This is a genomic window from Ruegeria sp. YTSA072 (genome assembly GCF_059610285.1).
In genome coordinates this window covers 43,266-61,250 of sequence record NZ_JBXWNI010000018.1, presented here as the reverse complement: position 1 = coordinate 61,250, position 17,985 = coordinate 43,266, and the positions used below count along the sequence as shown (strand labels likewise).

Sequence of the window (17,985 nt, the reverse complement as noted above, 5' to 3'; positions counted from 1 at the left end):
GGTGAGCGCGAAGTGATCTCGGGCGACGCGTTCAGCCATGGCGATGTCGGCGGGCATGATGGACATGACACTGGGGATCAAGGTATCAATGCAGACATGCCAGGTCTACTCGGAGCATATTTCATTTTGGCGGCGGGCATATCGAGCCTGTCCCAGATAGACTTTGACGCCACGCCGTATGGAACGGGCACGGCCTCTGAGCTGAGCACCTATCTGAGCAGCGGATCGCTGTGGGAGGGTGGTCCGTCTGATAATTTTGCGGTGAACTACGAAGGCAATCTGAATGTTTCTGAGGGCGGCATCTATACGTTTTACCTGACCTCTGATGATGGCTCGGCGCTCTATATCGATGGTCAACCTGTGATTGACAATGACGGGCTGCACGGATCTGTCGAGCAACAAGTCACGCTGGACCTGTCCGCGGGCGCTCATGAGATTGAGGTGCGTTATTTCGAGAGTGGAGGAGCCTCAACCCTGCGGCTGGAATGGGAAGGCCCCGACAGCGACGGTCAGCGCGAAGTGATCTCGGGCGATGCGTTCAGCCACAGCACTCCAGATGATCATGGCTCAGATGACGGTGGGCATGATGGCCACGGGACCGGTGATACCGACGGACATGATGGTCACGATGGCGGCGGCCACGGTACGGATGATGACTCGGGACATCATGGTGGCGGGCATAGTGACGGTTACATCCCTCCGCCAACCGATCCGACTGATTCGAGTGCAGTCGATGCATATGTTGCAGCAGTCAAAGCCCAGACGGACGCTCACGCTCATGGCGATGATGCCAGCAAAGCTGATGAACATAGGGAAGTGCTGGACTTGGTGGACCGTGCCGAGGCTACGCACGTAGCGATCAGCGATGGCGATTGGTTTGACCCGGCCACCTGGCATGAAGGGCGTATTCCGGATGCGGATGCTAAGGTCTTGATCCCCGAAGGGGTATCATTGACATATGACGGGGAAAGCAATGAGTCCCTGTTCTCTGTGCGTGTGGATGGCGAACTGGCATTTGCCACCGATGTGAATACCAAAATTCTGCTGGACACGATGGTTGTATCGTCAACCGGGCGTCTGGAAATCGGGACGGCTGAAAACCCGATCGACCCGGATGTGGACGTTCAAATCGTGATCGCCAACAATGGCGATATCGATACAGGGTGGGATCCTCTGCTGCTGTCTCGTGGCGTTGTCTCACATGGTGAAGTCGAGATATACGGGGCCGAGAAAACCAGCTTCCTCAAGGTGTCTGATGCACCGATGGCTGGCAGCACTGAAATCAACCTGGCCGAAATTCCGGAAGGCTGGCAAATCGGTGACACGATTGTTTTGAGTGGAACAGAAAAGCAAGGCTGGGCCTGGGATAACGATGTGCGGGCCGTGGTCCACCATGAAAGCCAGGACGAGGAGGTTGTCATTACGGGGATCGACGGTAACACAATTACCATTGATCGCCCCCTGCAATATGACCACGACACGCCGCGAGAAGATTTGTCTGCTTATGTCGCGAACATGACGCGCAATATTACTTTCTCAAGCGAAGATGGGGATAGTACGGCGATTCATCATCGCGGGCACACGATGTTCATGCATTCGGATGATGTTGATGTGCGTTATGCTGCCTTTGACGATCTGGGTCGAACTGACAAGTCAATTCCAGCGCATGATGTTGCAACGCTCAGTGATGTAAACGCGGATACTAATATTAAGGCGCGATACCCCTTCCACTTCCACAGAACCGGTGTCGAAGATCAGGAAGATCCCGCAATCGCGATAGGCAATACGGTAAGTGGATCACCCGGCTGGGGGTTTGTACATCATGACAGCCACGCGTATTTCACAGACAATGTTGCTTTTGACGTGTTTGGTGCCGCCTTCGCCGCTGAAGACGGAAGTGAGACTGGAATATGGTCCCATAATATGGCCATCAAATCTGTAGGGGTAGGCTGGGGCAGTGCGCAGATCAAAACCAGTGAAGATTCAGAGCGCCATGATACAGGGCGCACAGGTGATGGGTTCTTCTTTGCTGGTCGCCTAGTTGAAGCTGTTGACAATGTCGCAGTTAACACGACACATGGCTTCGTCTGGATGCATCGTCATGTCCCAAGGGACCCGTTGACAGAAAATTTGGACCAGCCGGAACTCGGGTATGGTGCAGACAGTATTCCTGTCGGTCGTGCGGTTATTCAAGGTTTCAGCAATAATGAAGCTTTTGGAACAGAAATTGGCCTTGTCGTTGTTAAAGCTAGTGCTGAGCAAAGGCATGATGCAAGAAGTGTTTTCGATGGTTTCCTCAATTGGGAAACTGAAAATGGCGTCGATATATCATATACATCGCATTATACTTTCTTAGATATTGACTTGGTTGGTACGGAAAACTCAGATCCTTACTTTGCTGCAGGAACTGGGTTCGATGTCGGCAATAATACCTTTGACATTGTGGTTAACGGAATCACGGTGGAAGGTTTCGAAGACGGTATTAATCTGGATCAGAGGTTCACGTTCCAGGTTGGCGATAGTGACGTTGATCATGTTTTGATTAATGTCGTCCAAGACGATGTTGAGAATGAATATGTAGGCTTCAATTCATCACGGCACACGCTCATGTCATCGGATGATCTTGTAGAAGGTCGCCTGAACTTTGTCTTGACTGGGGATACGACGATTTCGAGGGGTGAGACCCTCTATCTCGATGGTATTAAAACAGATTCCATCGGATCTCGAGATCGCCAGTTCAGTGGCGACATCCAAAGGTTAGACTACACTGATAACCTGGCGCGCATGATCGTAAATGATGGCTACTATAAAACTGAGGACGGGACGAATATTCTCCTGATTGAGGATTTGATCGCTGATCGGGCGACCGGAGAGCTGCACAAATTCAGCCATGTGGTCACTCTGGATATGACGGACAGTGAGCTTCAGAATTCATATACTCTGAATCAGCTTGGTGGTGCCAAATACAATGGTGTCTTTACGTTTGACGGACTCGCTCCGACGACTGAAGACGACTCGGTCAGCACTCAGGCCGGGCAGGATATATTCATCGATGTTCTGGCAAACGATAGCCATTCTGCTGGTGATACGCTGCGTGTTGACGGGTTGAGCACGACGCCCAATGGTAATGTATACCTGCAGGACAACGGCGAATTGCTTTATAGGCCAAACCCGGATTTTGTTGGAACGGACAGTTTCAGCTACTGGGCGGCAGACAGCGATGGCCAATTTACCGAAGCGACCGTCACTGTAGACGTTTGGGATCTATAGCCCGTGTTCTAGTGCCTCTTTTAGTCGGCATACAGGCATTCCCTGACTTGTTGATCTGGTGCTTCTGCGTTCTTCAAATCCATTTCGTTAATGGATATTAAACAAAAATGGGATGCTAAACTTGGCCGCAATCCATCAAAAGAGCTTTGCCAGTACAGTACGCTCTAGGTATAGCCGCACCCGCACAGTTTTTACCGTCGTCAGTTGCATCGATTGTTAGGGCAGTTTTCTGATCTCTTGGAGAGCTGCTTTGCGGGCAGCGACGTGCAGGAGCTGAGTAAAATATATTGTCGGTGTTGATTGTCAACATTTGATAGGTGATTAAATGAGATATGATAGTTCAGATTTTACCAAAATTTTCGTTTTTGGTGCAGAGCGCTCTGGAACAACTGTTTTTCGGCTGATGCTTGATGAACATCCACAAATCAGCAACCCGGGGGAGTTCGATTTCTTATTTGATTATATACAAAGAGATAAGGAGAACTTATCCAGGTGGTTTTATAAAAAGGAAGAATTGCAACTTGATCGTGTTTTTTTAGAACAGGAATTCGGAATAGATGTTGACCTCTACGATGGCTTGGAACTGCTGTTTTTCATGATGAAAAAACTGCACAAAAAAGAAACAAAACCAGTGTTTACTATTAATGTGCATAGAAATCTGAAAAAGATTAAAGCTATATTCCCTGATGCTCAGTTTATTCATTTGCTGCGAGACCCTAGAGATGTCGCCCTGTCCGTTGTTGGAATGGGTTGGGCAGGAACAACCTATCATGGTGTGGATTTCTGGTGTGAGGTGGAGCGATCTTGGGAAGACGAGAAAAAGTCTATGTGCTCAGGTCAGTACATGAATCTGAAATATGAAATGTTAATGAGTGAACCAGAAAATGAATTGCGCAGAGTTTGCGATTTTTTAGGTGCCACTTACGCTCAAGAGATGCTGGACTATCACAAGGGCTCTACCTATGGCCCTCCAGATAAATCGCTTATATATCAATGGCGTCGTAAAATGAATGCAATTGACGTTGCGCTTGTTGAGCGCAAAGCCGGCAAGCTGATGAGGGAACGTGGGTACGACGTATTGGGAGAATCCATCTCCATGGGAAGAATGCTAGAAAGCAAGCTATGGTTGAAAAATAAAACTGGTATTTGGATCAGTGGCATTGAACGTTTTGGCTTCATTCTTTTTTTTGGGGAAAAAGTAGTGCGGAAATTCCGCCTTCAAAGGTTGGAGCGACTGATTCGTAATAAAATGTCTGATATAGAACGAGCATCGCTTAAATAGAATCTTATATGTTTGGAAATTATTGAAGCTCCTGAGCTGCTTCTTGTGTGCCCCTTGCTTGTAATGAGATTCGGTGGACTGCACGGCCATATTTTGCGGTTTTGTATTGGGCGAACGCGCCGGGTGCGCTGCCCCCGAATTGCTCTAACGTTTGGCAGGTCTTCTGCAGGTGTTTGGTTTCACATTGAGGGGTGCGGTTTAGGCACTCTTAGTTGAACCAGAACAGGTTACGACATAGACAATCCTACTATGATTATGCTCTCGAAACTCGATGCTGCAAAGAATGGAATCTGCTATCATAAAGGGCGCTCAGCGCGGTGAAGAAGTCATCTAGATGTTTTTGTTAGATAACTCTTTGAGCTCAGAGCAGACGTCGAACTTGTCGATCAGGCGGATAGAATAAGGGCAACCAATTGTCGATTCACCGCCCATTGCCGTGTTGTCGGTTATTGATCCAAGTCATGGAAAAGAGTTAGCATCAAAAGGTGGAAAAAAGGAGGTGGAAAACGCCTCTGAAGAGGCTGCTACGCCAGTAAGTCGCCTAATAGGTTGTTGGAAAATTTGTGGATGGCTTATTAATATGAGCAGAAGTCGTGTTTTTATTGTAGGGGCACCTAAATGTGGCACCTCATCGTTGGCAAATTGGTTGGGGCAGCACCAATTGGTTCAAGTTGCGCGAGTTAAAGAACCAGGTTTCTTCCGAACCGGTGAGCGAAGATGGATTATTAATGCCCGTTATCCTGATCAATTTGAGGTTAGCAATGAGGACGGGTACATGTCTGATCCTGCTGAGTATGAGTTGCAGTTTGAAGGTGCGGCACCCGATATTTGGCGTCTAGATGCGTCTACCGATTATTTTGCCGACTTAGGTACCTGTGATCGGATAAACGGCGAATTGGTAAATGATAACGTCAAAGTCATGTGCATACTTCGCGATCCAGTTGAGCGCATGTACTCAGAATTTTGCCACACCCTTAGAGATGGTCTTGAGGTACTGGATTTCGTTGGCTCACTTGAAGCCGAGGAGCAACGTATTGATCAGGGCTTTCAGCCTTTGTTTTTCCACGCCGAACGAAGCTGCTACTGGAAGCATATCTCGCGCTGGCGGTCTGTATTTGGAGAGGACAAAATGCTCCTTTTGCCCTATTCGGCACTGGGTGATTACTTGTCCTTAGAAAAGGAAATTTGTGATTTTTTGCAGATACCTTATCAGGGGCTTGGTGATGTCCCTGCACTCAATGCCTCAGTTAGGGAAGTGAAACCCGATTTTTTTCCTAGGCTGAAAGAGGTTGCCAAAGGACACATCAGAACGATACTGGGTCGAAACCAAGAAAATAGCGCGATCTCCTACCCAGAATTTACAGATGAAGACAAGAAGTTTGCGTTTAAACTCATTGAGGAAGACGTAAAGCAATGCTTAGCGGATCCAATAATCCCGACTTCAGAATGGACAACGTGTCAACGAATTAATTCCTACGGATGACAGCGTGGTTTTGACATGCTGTCATGTCTGCCTGCGCGGGAGTTATTAGGTACACTTGGACTAGACTGCTTTGTCCGTACTGCGGCTATTGTCCTGTTTTCACTTGTTCCAAGTTGTCTGAACATGCATCGTCCGAGACTTGCTCAGATAGGGGGCTCAACTTTCTTTCATTTAAACGAGTAACTTGCCTTGAGGTATTAATTGGCAGATATTTACATAATCTTTGGAGAACACCTCTTCTAGGTCAGAGCGCCGGCCTACGGATAAATCAGGCCGTTTCTGAATTTGCCGACATGCTCATATACGATCGCTAACAGCCTAGGCTATCGGGGTTTGGCGCAACGCATTTACTACAGGGTTATTGCAGACAGTATTTTGCATTTCATTGTGCGGATCATTTTGCCTAGTGATATCCGACTGCCATTCTATCCCTTCGCTCTCCCCAAGAAACGGGCAAACATTTTCAATGTGCCCTGAGGTGAGGCGGCTAATAAGGCGATCGCCTTCGTTTCTCCTGATGGCGACGATGCCAAATAAAAAAAGCTTTTTGGGTCACTTGCGGCTCCGGCAGCTGGTATCTACGTCTAGTGGTTTCAGCGTGTTAGTCCAAATATCGCGCCACTCTGATGCGTTGGCTTTGGGGATTGAATGACCAAGAAGTATTCTTGATCCCGCTAAGAAGCGGCCAAAGTACCAGCAGGTATTAGCTAGTAAAACCCCTTTTATACCATAGGCTTGATAGAAAAACCGAGTTCGCGAAGCATAGTAATACTTGGGCAAACGCTCATAGTTATGCATACTATTTTCAACAGGGCCACTACCCCCTTCAAAATGAACCAGGCGTGCCTCGGGTACATAGTCAATTTCCAAACCAGCTTGACGCAATTTCCAGCAATAAGCTGTGTCTTCAAAATAAAGAAAATACCCTTCATCCATCGGTCCAAGGTCATTCAATAATTCGTGACGGATCAGAACACATGAAAAATTTGTCCAATCAATTTGATTTCGAGGCGGTGGCCAATTGATAATTACGTCATATTTTTTAAATATACGCGTAATAAGCCCAGTACGAGCTCCGCGGATTATCTCACTGACAGGATTAGGGAAGCGGAAACATGTATTCTGAGGTTGCCCGCCTGTATAATCTACTCTAGGAGCATACAAACTAGCATTTGGGTTATTTTGGGTGGCGGTCATTATCGCATCAAAAAACCCTCGTTGCAACAACGCGTCCGAGTTTAGGATGAGATAATAATCAGCTGGAAAAGACAAAATGCCTTTGTTGTGTCCGGCGGAGAAACCCGAGTTAATTTCCGATTTTAATAAAGTGACAGAGGCAGTAGGCTCTAACTCTCTGATCCATCTTGAAATTTTTTCTACGGAGCCATCATCAGAAAAATTGTCAACGATAACAACATGTGCATGCAATTCCCCTAAATCTGCGAGAACAGATTCAGCACATTGAATTGTCAACTCCGGGGTGCGGAAATTGATAATTGAAATAACAATTTTGAACTCTTCTTTAGAGCCCGGGCAATTATCCATAGTGCTTAACCAGAAACTCAAAAACCTTGACAGATGTACCCTGGCCAACTGAGACGGGCCGTGCGCGCAAGATACTCTCTTATTTATCAGCGGTACAAGTGTGAACTGTCTATCGTTGATGATCGTGGCGCAATTGCGGTCATCCAGTCGAGTGGTGAAATGCTGCGATGCGGTCATGAAGACTGCGGGCTTCTTTCTGGATATCGAATTCTGCCTGTACTTTGCGTGCGCCGGTCTCTCCCATGGATATTCTCTTTTCTGGTGCGCTCAGAAGATCGCGGATTGCCTCCGTCAGGGATTCTGCATCTCCTGGTGGAACGAGCATTCCGCTTTTTCCGTCTTCTACCAATTCAGAAATACCCGCGATACGCGTCGTGACGACTGGCAGGCTTGCGGCCAATGCTTCCATCAAAACTACGGGAAGCCCTTCGGCAAAGCTTGGAAGAATAAAGATGTCGCTTTGTAAGAACGCAGTTGCGACCTCGTCCTGAGATTTATACCCGGCAAATGTTATTCTTGTTTGCAACCCAAGACGCTCGGTTTCTGCCTCCAGCATTGCCCGGTCCGGTCCATCCCCGATCAATGTCAGGTGCAGGTCGGGATACTGGAAACTCAGCTTGGCCATAGCATCCAGCAGCAGAGGCACCCCCTTCACTCCAGCCAATCGTCCAACAAAGAGAAGTTGATTGCCGTTTTGGTGAGTTGTTTTGCGCTGATAGCGTTCAGGTTCAACACCGCAATGCACGATGTGTAATTTTTCCCAATGCTCTGGAGCGGAAAACACCATGGCCTGAGAGCGGCAGAAGTGGCTGATACAGGCAACAAAAGAAGCTGCGGCGATCTTTTCTCTGAGTTGCCAGTGGAAAGGTTCGAAGAAAATATCAGGCCCATGCAACGTAAAGCTGAAAGGTATTCCAGACAGGCGGCTGGCCAGCATTGCGACCGTACAACTGGACTTGGCAATGTGATTATGCAGGTGCTTAACGTTGTTCTTTTGCAGGTGGTCTGACAAGATAACGGCTTCGGCAAAGTAGAATAGCTGGTACAATATGGCCCTCAATCCCGCTGGGCGTTTTCGCAAAGCCAGGAGCAGTGTCGAGAGATAGCGCCCGGGCCGACAGATCAACGCCCGGACATGGCAGTTGGCTAAATGCGGCAAGCATCTTGCCGCTTGCAAAACATAGAATGTTGACGCGGCCTCAGACCGCTGTTCTTCACCTACTAAATGTTCTTTATCAGTTCTGCGGATAGAGCAGGTCAGCACTGTCAGGCCCTGGTGTCGTAAAGCAAAAACTTCACGCTGAATGAATGTGTCTGTTGCCCGCGGGTATTCTCCGGTTAGGTAAGCAACAGGGCCCGTAAATTTCATCTGGCTACCCTCTCGGCAGAGTGGCGCACGGCTTGTTCAAAACCCATGATTGGGTGCCAGTGCAATCGCTTGTGAAGGCGTGCATTAGAGTAGCAGAGGGGTTTCATCCGGGCTGCCAGAACGGGTTTTCGCAGCAGACCTGGCATGCCCGGCAGTCGCGTGCACACTGCTGCGAAGAGCAACAGAAGATTGTATGGGAGTGGGATCACCCATTTTGGCCAGCCAGTGCGTGCAAGACATTTCACATATGCAGAACGACTTGGGCATTCGTCATCAATTACGTTTAATGTCCCCACGCTCTTATCCTGCTCTGCAGTCAGGGAAATTATCTCTGCAGTATGTTTGACAAAGCTGACAGGCACCTCGCCCTTTGCACCGGTACGCAACAATATCGGCCCCAACCCGATCCCCAGATGTGAATTCCACAGGCGCCCGGGCCCAAAGACGACACCCGGCCTCAAAACAGATAACGTGACCTCGCGTTCCTTCGTTGAGCTACGGGCTATTTTTTCTTGCGCCAGCTTGGCACGGCAATACGCATCGCGCTGTTCCGGATGCGCCTCCAACCGCGTCGCCTCATCCAACACGGCAAAGTTTGAAAGGGCGGAATAATCATATACGGCCAAGGAGCTAATCAAAACCAGATGCGCGCCGGGGCGCATCATCCCGACCAGCCGCTCAGTTGCCAATAAAGTGTCGTGTTTGTGGGTATCGTCATCCCCAGTCATCGCGGCGGCGCAATGAACAACAACATCAGCTTTCACACAGGCCAGGGTCAATTCGGCTGTTGCATCAACCAGATCCGAGATAATTGACTGAATGGCAACGTTTTCTTTCCATTCGGGGCGCAGAGTGCGCGGCTTTCGAACAACAGCCGAGATGGAATGATTCCGCGACAGAAGCGCGGAGATAACATGCGCCCCGATGAAACCGTTGGCGCCGGTGACCAGAACATTCAACTGCGCCAAGGGACAAGCTCCATCGGATCACAACGAGATTGAATGGTCTGTATTCCATTGCCGTAACCTGCATCCTGGATGGCAAGCGTTATCTCGTTTAAATGCAGGGCAAACTCGGGGCTCAGACGGCAGGCGCGATTTTGCTGCCGGGAGCGCACCATCTCGACCGGTCCCAAGGCGAAATTCATGGCTGCCGCCCCGACGCGCCTTGTTGATGGCGGCATTGCTAAGTCGGATTTCAATCGTTTGCCAATTGGGTATTCGAACAGCCGCCGCCGAACTGTAAATCTCCGGTGAAACCGAACCGGCGCTCGATTGTTCCAAGCTTGTTTGACTTTAAGGACCCCCATATCTCCAACAATTCGGATTGAATGGTCATGCGGCGCAACAATGGAACAGGTGAGACGTGCGACTGTGCCATTCTCAAAAAACAATGTAGCGATTGAGACATCCGGTGCTGCTTCACTGGGCAGCAAGTCAGTCAGAACAGAAGCCGAAGCTGCCACGACGCGTTTTACAGACCCAAACATGGCAACAAGCCAGCTCAGATAATAACCTGCGTGCTCGATCGTACACCCGGTTCTGAATTCATCCTCTGCCGGCCAGCGGGCACCGGATTCACTGCGCCAATCCTGATGGGGAGCTTGTGGAAGAAAACCGTCATCCAGTTCGGCATAAACCAAACGGGGTTGGCCAATGACGCCATTTCTTATTGCTTGTAGCAAGATCTGGCAGGATTCACCCAAAACACTGCAGGGCGCAGAAGCCAACATCAGGTTCTGTTCTTTTGCCAGATTGTACAGGGTGTGGGCATGTTCCATTTTCAGTGCGAGAGGTTTTTCCGTGTAAACGTGGAAGCCCGCACTCAGAGACTGGTTTGTTATTTCATAATGCGAAGATGGGTTGGTGAGATTCAAAATGAGGCCGCCAGGCTTCTGATCCCTGAGTAATTCTTCGAAAGAACACGCAATCGGAACCGACCAGTGTTTGCCAAACTCTGCGGCTCTTTTCTGGTCACGATCATAGGCCGCAGCAACCTGAACATCAGGAAAGCTGCAAAATGACCGCATGTAGAGGTCTGCTACAAAACCGCAGCCGATAATTGATATATCCATCATTTAGGCAAACCGTAACTATTCAGCCAGTTAATAAACACTCTCACTTCTGAAAAGCACAATTTGTAGATCATCTGAACGTAAAAGATGAGAATGTTCTCAATCATGCTCACCCTGCTGTTCTTTGGTTCACGTAATATTTCCAGTTGCTTGTGCACATGTCCAGCAAACCAAGTTGAGCTTCAAAGCCCAGAAGTTCCTTTGCCTTTGAGACGTCTGCGCAGGATCTTTCCGGATCACCAGGGCGGCGATCTGTGATTTCATGGGGGATAGAGCTGCCAGACGCTTTTTCATAAGCACTTATCACATCTAGCACACTATAGCCGACACCGGTTCCCAAGTTGACGCAATGACCTTGATCGTCCCGAAACAAGGCATGCAGAGACAGTACGTGCCCACGGGCAAGATCCTCGACATGGATGTAATCACGTATGCAGGTCCCGTCCGGCGTCGCATAATCCCCGCCAAACACCTTTAATGCGGGCATTTCCCCGCCGGCTACTCGCGCGATTAAAGGAACCAGGTTTGTAGGAGGCTGGCTGGGGTCCTCACCAATCAATCCGGATGCATGTGCTCCAACGGGATTGAAGTATCGCAATATGCCCACGGTCATTTCAGGATGTGCCAAAGCCAAGTCGTTCAGGATGGTCTCTCCCAAAACTTTGGTTCTGGCGTAGACACTCTCGGGGGCCGGACATGTGTGTTCCGGAGTTGGAACAACTTTGGGAACACCGTAAACTGCAGCGCTGGAAGAAAAAACAATCTTTCCGACGTGATGTGCACGCATGGCTGTGATGACGTTAAGAAGCCCGGCGCAATTGCTCTGATAATAGCCTACTGGATCAGCTTCACCTTCCGAGACACTTTTGCGCGCCGCAAAATGCACAACCGCGGCGAAATTTTGGTTCGTAAAGGCTTTCATAACATCTGCTTGGGAACGAATGTCACAGTCAATGACCGGTGTCGGTCGCTTCGCAATTTGAGCCAAACGATTCAGAACGTAGCGGTGCGAATTTTCAAAATTGTCCAAAATTGTCACGTCGTATCCGGCTTTTACCAATGCCAGATATGTGTGCGAGCCGATAAAGCCTGTGCCGCCCGTCAATAGGACCTGTTTTCCCATATTACCGTCTCTCTTTACCGACCGCGTGACCATTCGGTTCCACCGGGGCGCAAGCGCACAACAAGATGCACGGCCCCATAGATCACAAAGCTGACTGGAGCTGCCCCAAACAACCGCAGATATTCAGTTGTCGACAGGGTAGATTTTGCTTCATTTTTCATAAGTTCGGGAAACAGATGCACGATCTGGATTACTCCGGCATCTTGGCGTCGGCGCACCCTGACAAGGTTTTTGAATCCTTCAACCATGGGCCAATGATACCGGGCAGCGACTTCGATACGCTCCTCCGGTGTAAATTGCAACCGTACGAAAGTGTCATCTGAAATGATCTCGGGGAAGGTCTCCCAACGCCGTCGCCCGGCAGCGTTCATGGCAAAGAGGCCTGCTCCAACCGTGCCGCCCTGTACGAATGGCAAGCGGGTCCAAAGATCGGCATATGCACGGGTGATCCAGCTTTTTGCACGGGCCACCTGAAGGGTTCCCGTCGCATAAATCGGCTTCGCATCATCGAGCGCGCGGCGCAGTTGACCCAGCAGATCCGGATCGCAAATTACATCTGCATCCAGATAAATATATGCCATGCCGGACGCCACACCATCGGCAATGTTCAAGGCATTTACCTTGCCCGGTTCTTCGATATTGAGCAGCGTCAGGGTCCAGCCCCGCTTTTCGAAATCGACCTTATAGGCGTGAACAATTTCTTCAGTTCGATCAGTACACGCATTTGCGGCTGCAATAACTGCAACAGGGCCGGCCGCATCATCTTGCAGCAAAAGCGCCTTCAGGCATGGGCCAATATAGGCTTCTTCATTATAAGCGGCAATAATCACGCAAAGAACATCATTTACATCGCCCATAGCCGCATTATCTTCGCGTTGGTTTGCATCAAAGCCTTGCATGAAAATTCCGTACTGAAGATCTATTACCTACATAATGTGATGCCAGAGTTTGTGCGTGTTGCAAACTGCTATGGACATCCGATTGAAGGTTGATCATCAGAGAATAAGAGCTTTTGTTTATCCGTATCTTACGATTTCCGGTGAAAGTATGAACGATCTCGATACGTCAACCAAACCAGAATTCTTGACCTTAATTAACCAACCGACAAGAGCGCAGCTTGATGAGAGCATTGTGGCGCGCTGGCAGCGCGGGTGCGGTTTTGCTCTGGCAACACTTAATCTGGACCACATCGTAAAGATGAGACATTCGCCCGATTTTCTTGAGGCATATAAAGCACATACATATGTTGTGGCAGACGGGAACCCGATTGTCTGGCTATCACGGTTGGCGGGCCGTCCAATTGAACTGATCCCTGGATCTGAGTTGATCATTCCATTGTCCAAGCTGGCGGCAAAGCAGGATGCCCCTATTGCTCTGCTCGGTGCAACGGAGGACACGCTTGGTCAGGCAGCAGCCCATCTGCAACAAATATCGCCCGAATTACATATAGCCGCACAGATTGCGCCCCCTTTAGGTTTTGATCCCTCGGGGCCCGAGGCCGCCTCTTATTTGGAAACAATCGAACGATCAGGTGCCAAACTGTGCTTTATTGCGCTCGGGGCTCCAAAGCAGGAAATATTGGCCGCACGCGGAATCGACCTGGCACCGGAATGTGGATTCGTATCCATCGGAGCAGGGCTGGATTTTATCGCAGGCAGCCAAACCCGAGCTCCCCGATGGGTCAGATCTCTGGCCCTTGAATGGGCTTGGAGGTTGCTGAGCAATCCACGTCGGCTTGCCATACGATACGGGCGTTGTTTTCTGATTATGCCGGATTTGCTGTGGCGGGCAATTGGTGCCCGCTTCAGCGCTCGCTAGTGTCAATTTCGCGGTAAGTGCCGTTAGCGTAGCCGGTCATTGGCTATTCAATACCCATAGCTGTCTGCCTCGTCCAGATAGCGACATTTGTTCAAGACGACCCCCATCAGATTGCAGCGTGTGGTGATCTCGCGCTGGCACTTCTCCAGCTCATCGGCCGTCGTTGCTTCGGCTGCGGCGATCAACAAAACACAATCTATCTGATCGAGGAAAGCATAGGTATCGTCGCACGCTAACATTGGCGGTGTGTCGAACAGCATGACATCTGGTTTATAGCGCTCTTCCAGCCTGTCTATGGCATAAGCAGTGCCGCTGTCCTGCAAGAGCTCCGCGGGATTTTGAACAGGTTTATGGTTGGTTGCAAAGGCCAGCTTCTCGGCAAAACAGACCATGTGCTCTTCAGGTGCGGTATTTCCCTCCAAAGCACTTGCAAAGTTATGTTGTTCTTTCTGCCGCAATATCTTTTCGATAGCCGGGCGCCGCATGTCCAGATCAATAACCATTGTGCGCGTCGCACGCTGGCGGGCAAAGCTGAATGCAAGGTTCATGCACAAAGTGGTTTTACCACAGGCCGCCCCGGGAGAGGTGATCGCCACCCGGCGCCAGTTATTGGTGTGCAATTGATGCATGATCCGAGTGCGCAAGGCATCAAAGGGCGCTGTGGTCGTACCAGCTTGGTCAGAAATGATCCGAGCACGATGCAGTTGGCGGCGCTTTAGCTTAATTGTCGGCAAACGCGCCCACAACTGATCAACGGAAACTTCCGGCGCGATTGGAGAAGGTTCGCTTGGAATTATCTTCGAGGGCATCGAAGGTTCCCTACTTGTTGCAGCGTTCTCCACCTGGGTGGATTGCTGCCGTACTTCTCGGGCCTTCTGAATGGCGGATTGGATACGTTCCATGATTTATTCCCTGCTAAGCCGCCTTGAAGCGGTCGAGCAATGTGCCGACCCCCAGTTTCTCAGCAACCATTTCAAGCAGCAAGTCAATAGGCATGTAATAAACATGTATGAGATAGAGCCCGATGCACAATCCTGCAACTGGCAAAAGAATACTTGCCGCAATCATGCTACGGCGGATCGCGATCTCGCGTGCTGTCTGAATGTACGGCACTATTCCGAATGCTGTTGCCCCTGTTCGCACAACGAGGTCAACCGGGCGGCGAATGGTGTTGTTGAGTATTTCCAAAAGCAAGAAGAGTCCGACCGCTATTCCGACGCCGCCGGCAAAACCAGCGGCTGCTATCAGCTTGCGATTAGGGTCTGACGGGGTGCGCGGGACGATGGCTTGTTCGGCAACGGTAATTCTTTGCCCCCGGGACTGAGCCTCAATCTGATCACCTGTACGCGCTTCGGCTAAGCTGGCCGTGGCCTGGCTGTATTGAAGGCGCAGGTTGTCATAGTCACGCTCAAGGGTTCCCAACGCAATCGCATTGGTCGCCGTGGCACTGATAGAGGCTGCCAGTCGCGCAAGCTCTTCGTTAATGATTTCTGTCTGCTCTTCTATGAACTCAACCTGCCCATCAATATCAGACACCTGCAACTCAAAGGCCGTGATGTTCGGGGCGGTTTCTGTCCCCAGGCCAAGCTTGATATTGGCCGCTTCCATTGCCGCAATCTGACCGTCCAGAGATTTAATGCGCGGGTGATCCGGTGAATACACCACAAGGGCCGAGGCCCGCTCATCCTGTAACTGTCGCAATCGCCGCTGTTCAGGGGTCAGGCTTTCACCCGCAAGGTCAGAACGGCCCGTACGTTCGTAGATTTCAACCAACCGGGCGCGGCGATCTCGCAAACCGGACAATTCGCGATCCAATTGCAGAATGCGTTCCTGAAGAGAGGACTGGCGGTTCCGGCGATAATCCAGGCTATCGGGCAAAGCGTCTTTATGCGCCTCCTTGAATTCCAGAATTTTGGCACCCAGTTTTGCCAGTTCACCGTCCAGGCGGGCGACTTCCTGTTCAAAGAAATCCAGTGTCTGACCAGCAACATTTGTGCGCATGGCCACGTTTTCCTGCAGAATCTGAGTAACTAGCTCATTTGTAACCAATGCGGACATTTCACCGGTTGGAGCCGCAAAAGAAACGGTAACAAAAGACGCCCGGTTCCGCGTATCGAAAGGCAGTTCAATTTCAATACGCTCGCGCATGTCGTCAACGATCTGATCAGGCAGCATGCCTGGTTGATCAGCATGTACTGCAAAGCGCCGCGACAAATCCAACAAGTTGGAGCGCGTCAATAGCCTTTGCTGAATGACCTGCAAGATTTCCACCACACTGGCCTGCACGGTTGTCGACGCAAGCTCTCCGGGAATTTGCGGGGATTCTACAACAAGCCGGGATTCAGCTCTGTAGACGGGCGGTAAGGTGAAGGCGAGAAACAAGCCAGCAACTGTACAGGCCACTATGATCAGGATCAGATAGTGTAACCTTCTCAGAAACAAAGAAAGGTAAAATCGAAACTCATTCATCATGACGGTTAAGCGCCTTCTTCACTAGATAAGCTAAACGCAAAGAATGCCCCATCATCCAAAACCTGCTGAACTGTATGCCGCACAACTCCTTTGCGCCCATGTGTGAAAGCATAGACCAAGGACAGATCACAAAGCTGGTTTACCAGACGCGGCACGCCGCCGGTGGCTTCATGAACAAGCTCCGTGGCACCGGGGCTAAACAAATTGCGCGCGGCACCCGCAACTTCCAGCCGATGGCCCACATATTTCCTGACCGTGCGCATATCCATGGCATTCAGATGGAAACTGGAGGCAACGCGCTGTGCGAATTGGCGCATTTTGGGTTGGCGAACAATGTCCTGCAACTCGGGCTGCCCCACCAGAACAAGTTGCAGCAACTCATCCTTATTAGAGTTGATATTTGTGAACATTCTCAGCTCTTCGAGAGATTCTTGGCTCAGGTTTTGCGCCTCGTCAAAAATCAGAATAACTCTGTGCCCCTTGGCATATTGCTCGATCAGGTACCTCTGGAAGGCGGCAAAGAGGTCAACATAGGTAGCGTCCGTAGGGGCCGGTTGACCCAGCGCCATCAGAACCCAGCGCAACAATTCTCCTCGGTCGCCATGCGCATTGGAGATCAACCCGATCTTCACGTCATCTCCGACAGATTTCAGAAGATGGTGCAAAAGTGTTGTTTTGCCAGCGCCCACTTCGCCGGTAATCAATGTGATCGGAGCGCATGTCAGAATTCCATATTCGAGCATCGTATAGGCCTTGAGGTGGTCCTTTGACCAAAACAGAAAATCTGGATCCGGCAGCAAAGAAAACGGCCGCTCGGTTAGCTCAAAATACGCGGTGTAAATATCAAGCGAGCTATCCGTATTGTAGCTGCTGGGGGTATCGGCCGGATTAATGTTCAAATTTTTGTACTCATTTACGTGTTCCGGCAGCGCTGAATTTTGGGTGTCCGCCTCATCTCTGTAGGACACAAAATCTTGGGCCACCATATTGTTTGGTGCATGCTCCTGAAATTTACTGTCTTCCAACAAACGTGCCTTCTTTCCAGCCACCCGCCACTTGCGCTGCAACAACAGCCGAATGGCCCCCGTTTTTTTTTCAGAAGAGAGTCGATGGGTCATCAACCTGTACTTCCTCCTGATTACGTTTCACCGATGGCCCCGGGGGCGCAGACCAACCGTGTTCCTATCCCAGCCTCAATCTAGGCTCTAATGGGAATGCTCAATAATACAATTGCCAATCACCTGACCGCGCAACGCTCCCAATCTCCCAATCTCCCAAGAGAAAAATTCTGCGCGACTACCGGGAATGACCCGAAGTGACGCGTGTGAATTTATAAGAGCGGGCGGATTATTCAAAGTGTAAATGCCCGGCGTTGCGATTGTGGAGCGACACTTTCCGCCTCGCCAAACCGGCCATCGATTCGATTGCAAGGTTGGAGCTCGTTACATATCTAAAAAGTAACCATAATTTTCTCCATTTCCAGTGTCTTGCCCAACAAGCGTAGTTGCATTCGTGCAGTTCCGCTGCGCGCGTGCAGCGAAACAATTAA

The 17,985-nt window shown here is 50.1% G+C and carries 13 protein-coding genes; 4 read left to right on the top strand and 9 right to left on the bottom strand.

Annotated features, from left to right (window positions below; genetic code table 11):
* Nucleotides 1-12 precede the first annotated feature (12 nt).
* From AC2FIB_RS20570 to AC2FIB_RS20560, 3 genes are all read left to right on the top strand, one after another.
* The gene (locus AC2FIB_RS20570; RefSeq protein WP_496737417.1) at nucleotides 13-3,270 is read left to right on the top strand and encodes a PA14 domain-containing protein; all 3,258 of its coding nucleotides are present in this window, start codon (nucleotides 13-15) and stop codon (nucleotides 3,268-3,270) included.
* A gap of 325 nt (nucleotides 3,271-3,595) precedes the next feature.
* On the top strand, nucleotides 3,596-4,552 hold the full coding sequence (locus AC2FIB_RS20565) for a sulfotransferase family protein (RefSeq protein WP_496737415.1): 957 nt from the start codon (nucleotides 3,596-3,598) through the stop codon (nucleotides 4,550-4,552).
* 436 nt (nucleotides 4,553-4,988) lie between these two features.
* Nucleotides 4,989-6,035: a sulfotransferase domain-containing protein gene (locus tag AC2FIB_RS20560; protein ID WP_496737413.1), complete on the top strand. Its 1,047-nt coding sequence runs from the start codon at nucleotides 4,989-4,991 to the stop codon at nucleotides 6,033-6,035.
* 552 nt (nucleotides 6,036-6,587) lie between these two features.
* On the opposite strand, the gene AC2FIB_RS20555 is transcribed toward AC2FIB_RS20560, so the two are convergent.
* From AC2FIB_RS20555 to AC2FIB_RS20530, 6 genes are all read right to left on the bottom strand, one after another.
* The gene (locus AC2FIB_RS20555; protein WP_496737411.1) at nucleotides 6,588-7,757 is read right to left on the bottom strand and encodes a glycosyltransferase family 2 protein; all 1,170 of its coding nucleotides are present in this window, start codon (nucleotides 7,755-7,757) and stop codon (nucleotides 6,588-6,590) included.
* Complete coding sequence (locus AC2FIB_RS20550; RefSeq protein ID WP_496737410.1) at nucleotides 7,720-8,949, bottom strand: glycosyltransferase family 4 protein; 1,230 nt, start codon at nucleotides 8,947-8,949, stop codon at nucleotides 7,720-7,722. The genes AC2FIB_RS20555 and AC2FIB_RS20550 overlap by 38 nt, the downstream gene beginning before the upstream one ends.
* Nucleotides 8,946-9,917, bottom strand: a complete 972-nt coding sequence (locus tag AC2FIB_RS20545; protein ID WP_496737408.1) for an NAD-dependent epimerase/dehydratase family protein — start codon at nucleotides 9,915-9,917, stop codon at nucleotides 8,946-8,948. Before AC2FIB_RS20545 ends, AC2FIB_RS20550 begins: the two co-directional genes overlap by 4 nt.
* Nucleotides 9,905-11,026, bottom strand: a complete 1,122-nt coding sequence (locus AC2FIB_RS20540; protein ID WP_496842674.1) for a Gfo/Idh/MocA family protein — start codon at nucleotides 11,024-11,026, stop codon at nucleotides 9,905-9,907. The genes AC2FIB_RS20545 and AC2FIB_RS20540 overlap by 13 nt, the downstream gene beginning before the upstream one ends.
* Nucleotides 11,027-11,132: 106 nt before the next feature.
* Complete coding sequence (gene galE, locus AC2FIB_RS20535) at nucleotides 11,133-12,146, bottom strand: UDP-glucose 4-epimerase GalE (RefSeq protein WP_496737404.1); 1,014 nt, start codon at nucleotides 12,144-12,146, stop codon at nucleotides 11,133-11,135.
* Nucleotides 12,147-12,160: 14 nt separating this feature from the next.
* Nucleotides 12,161-13,045: a glycosyltransferase family 2 protein gene (locus AC2FIB_RS20530; RefSeq protein WP_496737403.1), complete on the bottom strand. Its 885-nt coding sequence runs from the start codon at nucleotides 13,043-13,045 to the stop codon at nucleotides 12,161-12,163.
* A 70-nt stretch (nucleotides 13,046-13,115) separates the two neighbouring features.
* Here AC2FIB_RS20530 and AC2FIB_RS20525 point away from each other — a divergent pair, with 70 nt between their 5' ends.
* Nucleotides 13,116-13,964, top strand: coding sequence for a WecB/TagA/CpsF family glycosyltransferase (locus AC2FIB_RS20525; protein WP_496737401.1), 849 nt, complete (start codon nucleotides 13,116-13,118; stop codon nucleotides 13,962-13,964).
* 47 nt (nucleotides 13,965-14,011) lie between these two features.
* Here AC2FIB_RS20525 and AC2FIB_RS20520 read toward each other — a convergent pair whose 3' ends face one another.
* Genes AC2FIB_RS20520 through AC2FIB_RS20510 form a run of 3 tightly spaced genes read right to left on the bottom strand, consistent with a single transcriptional unit; the run spans nucleotide 14,012 to nucleotide 17,554 of the window.
* Nucleotides 14,012-14,866 carry a CpsD/CapB family tyrosine-protein kinase gene (locus tag AC2FIB_RS20520; RefSeq protein WP_496737399.1) on the bottom strand — a complete coding sequence of 285 codons (855 nt, stop codon included), beginning with the start codon at nucleotides 14,864-14,866 and terminating at the stop codon, nucleotides 14,012-14,014.
* Between the two features lie 13 nt (nucleotides 14,867-14,879).
* Nucleotides 14,880-16,436, bottom strand: coding sequence for a GumC family protein (locus tag AC2FIB_RS20515; protein WP_496737397.1), 1,557 nt, complete (start codon nucleotides 16,434-16,436; stop codon nucleotides 14,880-14,882).
* Between the two features lie 5 nt (nucleotides 16,437-16,441).
* Entirely contained in the window at nucleotides 16,442-17,554 is a 1,113-nt protein-coding gene (locus AC2FIB_RS20510) for an ExeA family protein (protein ID WP_496737396.1), read from the bottom strand.
* Between the last annotated feature and the right edge of the window lie 431 nt (nucleotides 17,555-17,985).

Coding starts and splice junctions, on each gene's coding strand:
- AC2FIB_RS20565 (WP_496737415.1), top strand. CDS start 3,596: ATGAGATATGATAGTTCAGATTTTACCAAAATTTTCGTTTTTGGTGCA.
- AC2FIB_RS20515 (WP_496737397.1), bottom strand. CDS start 16,436: ATGATGAATGAGTTTCGATTTTACCTTTCTTTGTTTCTGAGAAGGTTA.
- AC2FIB_RS20540 (WP_496842674.1), bottom strand. CDS start 11,026: ATGATGGATATATCAATTATCGGCTGCGGTTTTGTAGCAGACCTCTAC.
- AC2FIB_RS20520 (WP_496737399.1), bottom strand. CDS start 14,866: ATGGAACGTATCCAATCCGCCATTCAGAAGGCCCGAGAAGTACGGCAG.
- galE (WP_496737404.1), bottom strand. CDS start 12,146: ATGGGAAAACAGGTCCTATTGACGGGCGGCACAGGCTTTATCGGCTCG.
- AC2FIB_RS20530 (WP_496737403.1), bottom strand. CDS start 13,045: ATGCAAGGCTTTGATGCAAACCAACGCGAAGATAATGCGGCTATGGGC.
- AC2FIB_RS20550 (WP_496737410.1), bottom strand. CDS start 8,949: ATGAAATTTACGGGCCCTGTTGCTTACCTAACCGGAGAATACCCGCGG.
- AC2FIB_RS20510 (WP_496737396.1), bottom strand. CDS start 17,554: ATGACCCATCGACTCTCTTCTGAAAAAAAAACGGGGGCCATTCGGCTG.
- AC2FIB_RS20555 (WP_496737411.1), bottom strand. CDS start 7,757: ATGACCGCATCGCAGCATTTCACCACTCGACTGGATGACCGCAATTGC.
- AC2FIB_RS20525 (WP_496737401.1), top strand. CDS start 13,116: ATGGACATCCGATTGAAGGTTGATCATCAGAGAATAAGAGCTTTTGTT.